Genomic DNA, 12,745 nt, shown 5'->3' on the forward strand with positions numbered 1-12,745 from the left:
CCGCTGTTCACGCCCGGTGGGCCGCCTCTCGCGCCACTTGTAGAACCACGACTCGCTCACGCCCAGGGCGCGGCACGAGACGGTGTGCGGGATGCTGTGCTCGGTCCTGTTGTCGCTGATCACCCCGGCCACGGCGGCCGGGTTCGCCGCAGCTACTTCACCCACAGGACCATGCAGCGTTTGAGGACATCACGCTCCATCCCCAGCTCCTTGTTCTCCTTCTTCAACGCCGCGTTCTGCGCCGTCAGCCGCGCGATCAGCGCTTCCTTGTCCTGCGGCCTGGCCGTATCCGCCCGCTTCGCCCGCGAGACCCAGCTCGCCAGCGTCGTCTCGTTGATCCCCAGGTCCTCCGCGACCTCGGGGACCGACTTCCCGGTCTCCATCACGATCCGTACCGCCCCCTCACGAAACTCCGCCGTGAACTTGCGACGCTTCTCCGCCATGACAACCAACATCCCCTGCTGTCACGGACTCCACGCTACGAGGGAAACCTCAGGCGTACTGGCGCTGCCAGTCCACCGTCCACCCGAGCGTGCCCGGGTTCCAGTCCGGATCGATCGCCGCGAGCGCGGCGGCTCGCCGCTGGGCGCGTACGGGGTCCTTGCCGAGTCCGCCGGGCCGGCGGACGTTCGTCAGCCACTGCCCCACCGCCCGGTCCAGGGCGGTCGCGTGCCGCGGCGCGGCCAGCGTCCCGTGCTGCTCGTAGTAGGCCCGTGCGGCGGCGAGGTTCTCCGCGAAGCCGGCGTCGGCGGTGGGGCCTGTCCGTTGACACCGCCGAGCGCGAGGCGCTGCTGCGCTACGCCGCCGACCGTCCGAACGCCACCCTCGCCTACGCCCCGGCGGAATAGCCGGCCGCAGCGTCCAGGTACGGAAAGGAAGCCTTCAGCATGCCCGGAGATCACCTCCACCATGTGCTCGCCATCGGCCTCGGGAAGCACGAGGTGGAAAGGGTGCCGAGCGGCAGCGGCCTGACCCTGGGGTTCGACACCGTCGAGACCAAGCAGGTCGGCAAGAACGGTCAGCTGATCATCAGGAAGCAGGCCGGTCACGAGCAACCTGCGGACATCACCGTCGTGCGCGGGATGGACAAGAGTCCCGCCTTCACTGACTGGGTGAAGAAGACCTTGGCCGAGTAGAAGCCCGACGAGGAGCACCCGGATCTGACCGTCACGCAGTACGACCCGCAAGGGCAGCCAGCGCACCGCGTCACGCTCAACGGCGCCACGGCCACTGGCTGGGACGGCGCCCGCCTCGACTCCTCCGCAGCGATCTGGCGAAAGAGACCCGTCACGATCGCCTCAGATCACCATCGAGTAGCACGCCACCCGTGCGCGCGGGGCCGGGCCCCGGGGCCCGCCCCCGCCGCAACGCGCCGGCTGGCCGGCGCGGTGGAGGCCCGGCCGGTCCCCGAGGGCGGCAAGACCGTCCACGTGCACCTGACCGCCGGCCCCTGAGCAGGGGACGCGCCGGCACGTCGTCCTCACACGCCCGGTGCAGGAAGCCCAACTGATGTGCCGGGAACGGGAACCGGAGTGATCGTGCCGACGTCAACGTCGGTGACGGGGCTTAGCGTGCACGGACGGAAGCGGGGGGCCGTTCACGCACGGACGCGTGATCCCGGACACACACATGACGTGTGCCAGGGCAGAGCCCCACGGCTCGATCCTCAGGGGGGATCTTGACTACATCGCACCGCACGTCACCGCAGCGCAGACGGCTGCGCGCCCTGGCCGCCGGGAGCGTTCTCGCCCTGGCCGCCGGCGCTCTGGCCGCCGCACCGAGCGTCGCCGCGCCGAGCCTGGGCGCGCCGAGTATCGCCGCGCCGAGCTTGGCCGTGCCGAGCCCGGCCATGCCGGCGCCGGGACCGTCGGCCGCGACCGGAACGGCCGGAGGCCAAGGGCTCCCGACCGTCGTCATGCCGGCCAGGGTCCCGGCCCAGGTGGCCGCTGCCGCCAAGCCGCGGCACGACGTCGACGGCGACGGCGTCAGCGACATGATCGTCATGGAGTACGACCAGGTCACGGCGGTCTACCTGTCGTCGATCAAGGCCTGGAGCGACTACACGATCTACAAGACCGATCCGGATCCCGAGGCCTCGTTCAAGGACCTGCTGCCGGTGGGCGACGTCGGCGGCACCACCCAGCCCGAACTCCTCTCACTCACGTTCGACGGCGTGCTCACGCTCTATGAGGCGGGTGTGAAGAGCACCTCGGCGCCCCTGTGGTCGGGCCGCGGCTGGCAGATCTACAACCGGCTCATCGCCACCGGCGATCTGACCGGCGACCGCCGCCCCGATCTGCTGGCCCGGGACCCCGCTGGTGACCTGTGGCTGTACACCGGAACCGGGACGGTCAGCAAGCCCTTCAACTCCCGGGTCAAGGTCGGCTCCGGCTGGGGGATCTACGACCAGGTCGTGGGCGCCAACGACGTCGACGGCGACGGCATCGGCGACGTCCTCACCCGTACCCTGGCTGGCGAGCTGTGGTTCCACAAGGGATCCGGCAGCGCCACCGCCCCGCTCAAGCCCGGCGTCAAGGTCGGCACCGGCTGGAACACGTACAACGTGATCACTGGCTCGGACGACGGCGACGGCGACGGCCGCAGCGACCTGCTCGCCCGCAACCACGACGGCGTGGAGTACTGGTTCAAGTCGATCGGCGGCGGCAAGTTCGCCGCACCCGCCTACTTCGGCAGCGGCTACGAACTCAACAAGTTCATCGTCGGCGCGGGCACCACATCGCTCTTCGGCAAGGGCCAGAACGTGATGACCCAGGCCGACAACGTCCTGGCCAAGTACTACGCCCTGGCCAACGGCGACTACCTGTCGCCGCCGGTCGCGGCCGGCAAGGAGACGCCCGGCTCCCGCAACACGTACGCCACGGGCCTCAACAGCCACAACCACGCCAGCTACGTGCAGAACATCGGCACCGACCTCTACGTCCGCGGCGTGAAGGTCAGCACGTCGTGGAACTACACCATGATGGCCGGCCCCGGCGACCTCACCGGCGATGGGAAGGGCGACCTGGTCAGCCGTGACTCCGCCGGCGTCCTGTGGCTACACCCCGGCGACGGCCTGCTGTACACGAAGTTCGGCACGCGCATCAAGGTCGGCACCGGCTGGAACGGCTACAACACCCTCGTCGGCGCGGGCGACTACTCCGGGGACGGGCGGCCCGACCTGCTCGCCCGGGACACCGCCGGCGGCCTCTTCCTCTACAAGGGCACCGGCACGGCCAGCGCGCCGTTCGCCGCCCGGGAGCAGGTCGGCAGCGGCTTCAACCAGTACGACACGCTGTTCGTCCCGGGCGACATCAACGGCGACAGCAAGGGCGACCTGATGGCCCGCCTCCCGGGAGGCGACGTGTACACGTACACCTCGACGGGCAAGACCGGCACCGCCACCTTCGCCCCCCGGGTGAAGTTCGGCACCGGGTGGAACATCTACAAGAACATGCTCTGACCCCCGCGGCCCCGGGCCGCTGAGAGCGACGGCGCGGGCTCGCCCGTCGGCCCCGGCCGGCGACCGGGCCCGCGCCCGCGCCCGACTCGGGCCGGCGCGTGAGCCGGCAGGGGGCCACCCCGGGAGGCGTCGTTGGTTCTGCACAGGCGGCGACAAGGGCTTTCACCGCGTACGTAGACGGCATGGCGTGCCTGTGGGGGAGCGGGTGTCGCCGGTCAGTGAATCTGAGCAGTCGTCACGCCTGTGACCTGGGGTTGTGCGGGTTGGTTGAGCGGGATGCAGGCTTGGTGGCTCACTGAATCGGACTTAACGCCTACTTAGGGCGGGGAGTGGAAGTCAAACGAGCAGCACCCGTGTGCGCGCGTCTCCGTACGGGGCGTGCGAATGCTGCGCAGAGCTGCATCGTGGAGGAGGCCGTGCTGCACCCCGGCCGGACAGCAGTAGCACGAGCAGCGAATTCGCCTTGCCCCTATTTACTCCGCTGCCGGTCCCGTCCCGAGAGCTGCCTTGCACCCCATTACTGAGGTTTTCAGGGTGGCGTCGGTGGGGTGATAGCCAGGCTGGGGTTTGCCCCCGTTTGTGGACATCTCTTGAAGATCGGATCGTGGGGGGGGTGAGCGCGTTCAGGGTCTCCGAATCCATGGTGAGCGTGATGTCAGGAGCAGGGCTCTCACCTTGCTTCACCTCGCAGGTACGGCCCGGCACCTTGATGAGTAGCGTGTACTTCTCGCTGTCGTCGATGACCAAGTTGACGTTCAGGTCCGTCCCCTGGTAGCAGCTTGCCTCGAAATTCGCCTTCAAGGTCTGGATGGTGTCAGCGATGGTGGTCACTGGCTCTCCCCAATCTGATGATCAAGATCAAGGGACCGTCTAAGCCGCAAGACTGACCGCTCCAGAGCAGCCGACGTGGACCCCCGCCCGATCTGACTGGTATCAGACCAGGGATGACCAGACTTCGATGGCGCGCCCCCCGCGCAGTCCACAACGGTGACTGGCGGCGCAAATACGCTGGCGTTTCGGCGGCAGGATCGACGGAGTCAACCCCGGCCACTGCCGAGATGAGCTGAGTACAGCTCCCTCCCGCGTGGCGCTGTCACCGGCCGTAGGTCTGGTGGCACCCACAGCGCAGTGAGGGAAGGGTTGGTCACGCCGTGCGCGGCGCGGCACAGCTCGGCCATGTCCACGCTGCCCGCGGCACGGCTGGGCGCGGGTAGAGCCGGGCGGGGTGATGTGGGCGTGCGGTGGCTCGGCCGGACCTTCTCCCTCTTGGGCTTGGCCGCGGCGGCGGTGCGCACCGCCAGCCTGCGTTCGGTGGCCTTGCGAGGCCGGGCGGGAGCGGATGCGACTGCCCGGCGGGGCGCCGGCTCGGCGCGCTGGTCCTTGTCGGAGGCTTCCCGGACCGAGAGGGCGGGCCGACGGTTGTTGCCGGCCGCAGGATCCGCTTCAGGGAGCCTCAGCGTCCGCGGCATCAAGACGGGCTCCAGTGCACCGGCCGGCGGCGTACTGATGTGGGCGGCCTACGAGTCGGTCGGCGACGAGACCCCTCTCATCCTCGGCACTTTGATGCAGCAGCGCGTGGACGGCCCGGACCCGTACGCGACCCAGAGCCTGGCTCTGGCGCTGACGAACAGCAGGAAGATCACCGAGGCGGTACGTATGGCCCTGACCGAGCCCTCGGGCGGCACCCGGCTCACCCGCCTCGGCGGAGCGGGCCCGCGCTTCGGCCCGTGGGGCCGGGCCGGCGGAGCCGGGAGTGCGTCAGAGGCTCCCGTGTACCGCAGGAGCCTTCGCAACCGCCACGCCCCCCGCGGCAGCCAGCCCGCCCTGGGGCCGTAGGCGGTCAACTCCCCATCCCGAATGTCGGGCTGTCAGACCGTCATGACAGCATGATTCGCACAAGCATTGGGGGAACGTTCATGGATTCGGGGGTGGGGCATGTCGGTCACGGTGCCCGACTGGGCGGACACATTGCTGGACTTGATCGGTGTGGCTTGGCCGAATGTCGACGAGGACGCGTACCGGGAGATGGCCGACTCGCTCCGCGAGTTCGCGGATGACCTCCTGGACGACGGCCAGCTGGCCAACAACCATGTCGAGCGCCTGCTGTCGGCCAGCAAAGGCGAGTCGATCGAGGCGCTGAACGAGCACTGGAACAAGGTCAAGGGAAAGCACTTCAAGGACATCGCAGGTGCGGCCCGCACCATCGCCGGGGCGATGGACCTGGCCGCCGGTGCGGTCGTCGGTATGAAGACCGCCGCTTTGGTGCAGCTCGGGTACCTCGCCTCCGAAGCGGGTATCGCACTCTCCCTCATTCCGGTCACCGGCGGTCTGTCGATGCTGATCGGCGCGGGGGCCATGCGCGCAACCCAAGAGGTCATCAAACGCCTTATCAAGGAGTGTGTCGAGGAAGCCGTCGGCTACATCGTCTCTGCGATGACCGAACCGGCCGTCGCGGCCCTGGAGGGCATGGCCGCCGACCTCGTCGTCCAGCTCGGCTCGATGGCCCTCGGCTTCCAGGATGGCGTCGACCTCGACCAGACGAAGAAAGCGGGCAAGGACGGCTTCAACGACGGCGTCCAGTCCGGCAAGGAGTCCCTCCACCTCGCCTCCGCAGGCGGCAGCGGTTCCGGAAACGGTGGAGGGACCGGCCTGGTCGACCTCCACATCGAGCACCCCGAGCATGCCCGTGCCGGTACCAACCTCAACCACGTCAGCACCAACATCCACGGCAAGACCACCGCGAAACTGACCAAGGCCAAGCACCACCACGGCCGCACCCGGGGCCGCGACTCCATCGCTCAGGCCATCGACCCGGTCGCAGACAAGGCCATGGCAGCCCTCACCAAAGCCACCAAGGCCATGGGCGACCACGTCGGCACCACCCTGCCCAAAGCCGTCAAACAGATTTCCACCGACCACAAGAAGAACGACCAGGCCCTCCAAGACGACTTCAACCGCATCAAGAAGCACGGATCGGGAGGGAGCGACCGGGACAGGACCGGCGCCGGCAGCAAGGACGCGAGCAGCCGCACGAAGCCCGATTCCCTGGACAAGGCCAAGGACGAGGCCCGCCGCAACGGCATCTCGCTGGACAAGAAGCGCTGCGAGAACGACCCGATCGACGTGGTCACCGGTGAGATGACACTGCCGCAGACGGACCTCGCCCTCCCCGGCACTCTGCCGCTCGTCCTCCAGCGCACGCATCTGTCCGAGTACTCCTACGGCCGGTGGTTCGGCCGCAGTTGGGCCTCCACCCTCGACGAGCGTCTGGAAGCCGACCCGGTCGGCTTCGGCGCCGTCTGGGCCCGGGAGGACGGCTCCCTCCTCGTCTACCCCCGCCTGCCGCAGGCCGGTGAGGAGCCCGTACTGCCCCTTGAGGGCCCTCGTCTCGCGCTCGCGCACGACGGCGAGCACGACGGTGAGACGACCTACACGGTCACCGACACCGGATCAGGGCTGACGAAGTCCTTCACCGGCAGCCCGTACCGCGCCTCGACGGCCTACTGGCTGACCGCGGTCTCGGACCGGAACGACAACGCCATCACCTTCCGGCGGGGCACCGATGGAGCTCCCACCTCCGTTTCCCACAGCGGTGGCTACCAGGTGCAGCTGACCACCGACGACGAGCGCGTCACCGCCCTGGCCGTGCGCGCGGACGACGGCCCCATCACCGTCATGTCGTACGGCTACGACGAGCCCGGCAACCTGACGGCCGTCACCAACTCCTCCGGTTCGGCTCAGCGTCTGACGTACGACGAACGCGCCCGCGTCACGTCCTGGACCGATCGCAACGGTTCTACCTTCCAGTACGTCTACGACACCGCAGGCCGCGTCGTACGCACCGTCGGACCGGACGGCTTCCTGTCCTCCACGTTCGCCTACGACACCGCGTCGGGGACGACCCGCTACACCGACTCCACGGGCGCGACCACCGTCTTCCGCTTCAACGACCGCCTCCAGGTAATCGCCGAGACCGACCCGGCCGGGCACACGAGCCGGCGCCTCTGGGACCCGTTCGACCGGCTGCTCGCCCACACCGACCCGCTCGGTCGGACCACGACCTACACCTACGACGGGCGCGGCGATCTCGTCCGTGTCGTCCACCCCGACGGCGCCGCGGCCACCGTCGAGTACAACGACCGGCACCAGCTCACCTCCGTCACCGGCCCCGACGGCGGCAGGTCGCACCAGGAGTACGACGACCGCGGGAACCCGACCCTCTTCACCCGCCCGAACGGAACGACGACCCGGCTCTTCCACACCGCACATGGCCACCTGACCGGCGTGGACGACTCCCTCGACGGGCTGGAGCGCATCCACTTCGACCCCGCGGGCCTGCCCCTCGTGATCCGCACCGCTCAGGGCACCGTCACCCGCTACGCGCGGGACGCGTTCGGCCGCGCCACGCGGATCACCGACCCGCACGGGGGTGTGACGGAGCTGGAGTGGACGGTCGAGGGCAAGCTCGCGTGCCGTACGGACCCGGACGGCTCGACGCAGTCCTGGACCTATGACGGCGAGGGAAACTGCCTGACCCACACGGACGCCGCGGGCGGCGAGTCGCACTTCGAATACACCCACTTCGACCTGGTGTCCGCCCGCACCACACCCGAGGGCGCCCGCCACTCGTTCGCCTACGACACGGAGCTGCGCCTCACCCACGTCACCAACCCCGCCGGTCTGACGTGGAGTTACACCTACGATGCGCTCGGCCGCTGCACATCCGAGACCGACTTCGACGGCCGCAGCCTCCACTACACCCACGACACGTTCGGTCGGCTGACCAGCCGTACCAACGGGCTCGGCCAGACGGTCCACTACGAGCGCGACTCCGCCGGGCGGGTGGTCGTGAAGGACGCCGAGGGCGCACTCACCCGCTTCACCTACGACGCCTCCGGTCGTCTGGTGCGCGCCGTCAGCCCCGACGCGGACCTCTCCTACGTACGCGACGCATCGGGCCGGGTCCTGCGCGAGCTGTGCAACGGCCGGGAGCTCACCCACCTCCACGACGAGACCGGCCGTCGTATCCGCCGCACCACCCCGAGCGGTGCGGTCAGCAGCTGGGACTTCCGGGGCGACCGCAGCGCCCTGCTCGACGCCTCCGGCCGGCAAGTGAGCTTCCGGTTCGACGAGGCGGGCCGCGAGACCGTCCGACGCGTCGGCGAGGACCTGACGATCGACCACGCGTACGACGACCGGGGGCGCCTCACCGGGCAGCTGGTCCGGGCCGTCGGCGACCGCACCGTCCAGCACCGCACGTACGCGTACCGGCCGGACGGGCACCTCACCGAGGTCGACGACCGGCTCACCGGCCCGCACCGGTTCGAGCTGACCCCGGAAGGCCGGGTCACGTGCGTGTCCACCGCGCAGGGGACCGAGCGGTACGCCTACGACGTGGCCGGCAACCAGACCGAGGCCTCCTGGCCGGCGTACGATGGCTCCGCCACGGGGCCGCGAACCTATGCGGGAACCCGGCTCACCCGGGCGGGCTCCGTCCGCTACGAGCACGACGCCCAGGGCCGCGTGGTGCTGCGCCAGAAGCAGCGCCTCTCGCGCAAGCCTGACACCTGGCGGTACGAGTGGGACGTGGAGGACCGCCTGGTCGCGGTCACCACCCCGGACGGCACCCGCTGGCGCTACCTGTACGACGCGCTCGGACGCCGCATCGCGAAGCAGCGCCTGTCGGCGGACGGGGGGTCCGTCACCGAGGCGGTCTCCTTCACCTGGGACGGGGACACCCTCGTCGAGCAGGTGAGCCATGTGCCCGGCTCACCGGAGTCCGTCGCGCTGACGTGGGACCACGACGGCGTGAAGCCGGTCACCCAGGTGGAGCGGCGGTTCATCGGTCCGGCGGAGGTCGACAGCCGCTTCTTCGCCATCGCCACGGACCTGATCGGGACCCCGCGCGAACTGATCGACGAGGACGGGGAGGTGGCCTGGTACACACGGGCCGCGCTCTGGGGCACCACCACCTGGAACCGCGACGCGCGCGCCTACACCCCGCTCCGCTTCCCCGGCCAGTACTTCGATCCGGAGTCGGAACTCCACTACAACCGCCACCGTCACTACGACCCGTCCGCGGGCCGCTACGTCTCCCCGGACCCGCTGGGTCTGGCCCCGGCTCCGAACGCGTTCACGTACGTGGACAACCCGACACGGTGGATCGACCCACTGGGGCTGGCCCTGTGCCCGCACCGCAAGAGCGACGGCCCTCGACACAGCGTGGTGCTGGGCTGGAACCAGCCGGCGCCCAACGGCCCCTCGAACAGGCTGGCACGGCACCTGCGCAACGATCCGAACGATCCGGACCACGATCCTGACCGGCCCCAGGATCCCGGAGCGCACACGTACAACGATCCTGCCTACGCCGCGATCGAGGGCGGAGCTCCGGTGTGGATGACGAACGTCATGGATGCCGTCGGCGACCGGAACACGACTCTCTCGATCACCCTGGACGGCATGCCGAACCGCGCCGGCGACCGAGGCAACTGGAACACCCCCGAGACCATCGTCGAGGCGTTCCAGCGCGCTGTCGCGGACGGTTCGCCCTACTCGACGCAGGAGGGGAACCGTCCGGAAGGTGTCGGCACGGCCTGGGAGATGAGCATCGTTGCCCGTAATGTGCGGATGCACGAGGCCGACGTCGCGGACGGTGACCCGAATCCCATGGGGCGGTCGTGGGACTCCATCCACTGGTATTCGGAGAATCAACGCATTGAAGTTCCCCGACCCGACATTCCCGAACTGAGTCCGCCGGACACCGGCAACAAACCGAAGAGGAGGTGAGCTCGCAAGATGACGGACAGTGAGAGCTCTCAGAAGGCTGCAGAGATCGTCGCGGAACGGTGGCAGGAGTTCCTTGGGTTCGGGGGAGACGTGATCGACCCGGCCATGGTGCGGGCCGCGTACGCGCAACCGCGGCTGCGGGTGCTCTTCCCCGGTGTCAGCCACGGCATTCTCTACCTCAGCCGGTGCACCGGCTACCCCGCCTCCCACGACGTGCCGCTCGTGTATCCGCTCGCTGCTGGCGGGTTCCAGGTCACGGGCCGGGCCGGGGAAGGTGTCCTCGGCGAGGTGACGACCTTGGAGGAAGCGTTCGCCCTGGTCGTGGCACACCTTCCGGAAGGCACCGGCCCCGCCGTCCTCGGAACGAAGGACGACCTGTGACCGTGACCTCGGCGGTCGGCCTCGTGGCCACTCGCAGGCCGGCCGCCTGCCGCGGCGTCCAGCGGGACTTCGGGTACCGGGCCGGAAGGATGAGCCGAGCAGTGAGCCGCACAGGCTTCGCGGCCGCCTGACGTCCGGTTTCACCGCCGTGCGCTTTCGCTCTCGCCGGTGCGGGGGTGGCGTAGGGCCTGGACCAGCCAGGGCTGGAAGGGCATATGTCCGGGGACGATGTGCCAGTCGTTGACGGTCCAGACCAGGCGCCAGTATCGCTCGACGAGCGGGTCGTGTCCCGTCTCGAACCGTTCCGCCATCCACTCGCGGAGTTCCGGGCCGGCCGGGCGGCCGGGAGGTCGGGGATGGCCGTGCGCAGCGCGGCGGCCGTGGGGTGGGCGGAGGGTGTACCGGCAGTGAGGCGGTCGATGAAGTCGGTGACCAGACGGTGTCGTTCGTCACGGGTGAGGCGGGTGAATCGGTGCACGAGAGAGGTCTCCTCGGGGCCGGCGCTCCGTCGGGCGAGGTAGCGCAGGATGCTCTGACGGGAGCGCAGTACGCGGACTTGCAGGTCGATGGCACCGGCATGTGCGGTGGCGACTTCGGCGACGGACAGGTCCCCGGTCAGGACACGGCGGATGGTGGGAAGGCCGACGTCGAGGTCGCGCAGGACGCAGATGGTCCTGAGGCGTACCGTCGGCCCCCGAGCAACGTGATTGAGACGTCAGACATCTCGATCAACAGCTCGGGGGCCTCGTTCGTTTGCGCTTCACGGCCCATCACCCGATCGGTGGCCAGCTCGAAGAAGCTCATTGAGCCCTTTCAGAACGGCCACCAATCGGGTGACGGCTGCGCTGTCGGTGTGAGGGCATGACGAATGAGGCCCCCAGCGGTTGAGAGAGATGTCTGAAGTCTCAACTGTTCCGCCAGGGAGCCCCGTTGGTCACCTATCCTGCCGGACTGGACCTGCCGCACGCCCTCGTCGAGTGGGTCACCATGCTCATCCTCACCCGGGAGGGTGACCGCCGGTGCAAGCTCCGGCCCTCGCAACGGGCGATCGTCGCGCTGGTCTATCTGCGCAAGCACGACACCCTCGCGCAGATCGCTGCCCAACACGGACTCGGTGAGCATCCGGCTCTGGATGCCGACCGACACGCTTCCGCTCTGGCTGGTACTGGCCGTCACGCTGCTGGTCGGCGGCGCCATCGGCTGGCTGGTCGCCCGTCGGCGGGCGAAGGGGTAGCCCCCGTCGTCAACGACGGAAGTCCGCCCGGTGCTCCTGCAGGAAGGCGTGCAGCGTACGGGGCGGGCGGCCCAGGAGGTCCGCGACCGTGCCGGTGGGACGTTCGGGGCGGGCCTTGGCCAGTTGCTGGATCTCGGTCACGTGGTCGGCGAGCCAGTCGGGCATCCCGGCGTGGCGGACCAGGCTCTCGCGCAGCTCCTGCGCGGGCAGGTCGACGTACCGGACCCGAGTACCGGTCAGCGCGGTCAGCCGGTCCGCGAGTTCGGGGTGGCTGACGGCTTCGGGGCCGGTCAGGGTGTACGTGCCGCCGGCGAGCTCGGCCCTGGTCAGTGCGGCGGCGGCGACGTCGCCGATGTCGCGGCAGTCGACGTAGTTGCAGGGCGCGTCACCCATGGCGCCGAGGAACGCGGACCGGGCCACCACGGCCGGGGCCAGGCGCAGCAGGTTCTGCATGAAGGCGTAGGGCCGCAGGACCGTGTGGGCGGGGCCGGCGGCGCGCAGGTGCTCCTCGACGGCGTGGTGCCCGCGGGAGATGGCGACGGGCGAGTCGGGTTCGGCGGCCGGGGCGGAGATCTTGACGATGTGGCCGATGCCGGCGGCTGCGGCGATGTCGACGGCCCGGGTTTCGAGTTCGACCTGCGCGGGGCCGTTGGCCATCGCGAGGAAGAGCTGGGTGGCCCCCTCGAAGGCGGCGTGCAGCGACCCGGGGTCGGTGGCGTCGGCGTACCGGACCTCGACGAGCGGGTCGCCGGCGCCGTCGCGTATCCGCTGCGGGGTGCGGGTCAGCGCGCGGGCGGGCACGCCGAGCGTGCGCAGGCTCTGGAGCAGCGCCCTGCCGGTGGCTCCGGTGGCTCCCATGACGGTGATCATTGTGCGTCCATTCC

The 12,745-nt window shown here is 69.6% G+C and carries 9 protein-coding genes and 2 pseudogenes; 7 read left to right on the forward strand and 4 right to left on the reverse strand.

Annotation, left to right across the window (positions count from 1 at the left end; genetic code table 11):
- Positions 1–152: 152 nt before the first annotated feature.
- Both ABZZ20_RS29015 and ABZZ20_RS29020 read right to left on the reverse strand, forming a co-directional pair.
- Entirely contained in the window at positions 153–443 is a 291-nt protein-coding gene (locus ABZZ20_RS29015; protein WP_356874570.1) for a transposase, read from the reverse strand.
- A 55-nt stretch (positions 444–498) separates the two neighbouring features.
- Positions 499–750, reverse strand: a pseudogene (locus tag ABZZ20_RS29020) (helicase associated domain-containing protein); the annotation flags it as partial.
- A gap of 137 nt (positions 751–887) precedes the next feature.
- On the opposite strand from ABZZ20_RS29020, the gene ABZZ20_RS29025 reads away from it, so the two are divergent.
- From ABZZ20_RS29025 to ABZZ20_RS29045, 5 genes are all read left to right on the forward strand, one after another.
- Entirely contained in the window at positions 888–1,136 is a 249-nt protein-coding gene (locus tag ABZZ20_RS29025; protein WP_356874572.1) for a hypothetical protein, read from the forward strand.
- Between the two features lie 542 nt (positions 1,137–1,678).
- The gene (locus tag ABZZ20_RS29030) at positions 1,679–3,460 is read left to right on the forward strand and encodes a VCBS repeat-containing protein (protein WP_356874574.1); all 1,782 of its coding nucleotides are present in this window, start codon (positions 1,679–1,681) and stop codon (positions 3,458–3,460) included.
- A gap of 1,176 nt (positions 3,461–4,636) precedes the next feature.
- On the forward strand, positions 4,637–5,296 hold the full coding sequence (locus ABZZ20_RS29035) for a hypothetical protein (protein ID WP_356874576.1): 660 nt from the start codon (positions 4,637–4,639) through the stop codon (positions 5,294–5,296).
- Positions 5,297–5,395: 99 nt separating this feature from the next.
- Complete coding sequence (locus tag ABZZ20_RS29040) at positions 5,396–10,246, forward strand: RHS repeat-associated core domain-containing protein (protein ID WP_356874578.1); 4,851 nt, start codon at positions 5,396–5,398, stop codon at positions 10,244–10,246.
- Between the two features lie 9 nt (positions 10,247–10,255).
- Entirely contained in the window at positions 10,256–10,627 is a 372-nt protein-coding gene (locus ABZZ20_RS29045; RefSeq protein ID WP_356874580.1) for a DUF6193 family natural product biosynthesis protein, read from the forward strand.
- A 140-nt stretch (positions 10,628–10,767) separates the two neighbouring features.
- Here the strand turns inward: ABZZ20_RS29045 and ABZZ20_RS29050 are convergent, their stop codons facing one another.
- The gene (locus ABZZ20_RS29050) at positions 10,768–10,938 is read right to left on the reverse strand and encodes a hypothetical protein (RefSeq protein WP_356874582.1); all 171 of its coding nucleotides are present in this window, start codon (positions 10,936–10,938) and stop codon (positions 10,768–10,770) included.
- A 619-nt stretch (positions 10,939–11,557) separates the two neighbouring features.
- On the opposite strand from ABZZ20_RS29050, the pseudogene ABZZ20_RS29055 reads away from it, so the two are divergent.
- Both ABZZ20_RS29055 and ABZZ20_RS29060 read left to right on the forward strand, forming a co-directional pair.
- Positions 11,558–11,725: pseudogene (locus tag ABZZ20_RS29055) on the forward strand (IS5/IS1182 family transposase); the annotation flags it as partial.
- A gap of 16 nt (positions 11,726–11,741) precedes the next feature.
- Positions 11,742–11,861: a LapA family protein gene (locus ABZZ20_RS29060; protein WP_356874584.1), complete on the forward strand. Its 120-nt coding sequence runs from the start codon at positions 11,742–11,744 to the stop codon at positions 11,859–11,861.
- 9 nt (positions 11,862–11,870) lie between these two features.
- Here the strand turns inward: ABZZ20_RS29060 and ABZZ20_RS29065 are convergent, their stop codons facing one another.
- Positions 11,871–12,719, reverse strand: coding sequence for an NAD(P)H-binding protein (locus tag ABZZ20_RS29065; protein ID WP_356874586.1), 849 nt, complete (start codon positions 12,717–12,719; stop codon positions 11,871–11,873).
- Between the last annotated feature and the right edge of the window lie 26 nt (positions 12,720–12,745).

The sequence above is a fragment of the Streptomyces sp. NPDC006430 genome (assembly GCF_040612395.1).
GTDB lineage: Bacteria > Actinomycetota > Actinomycetes > Streptomycetales > Streptomycetaceae > Streptomyces.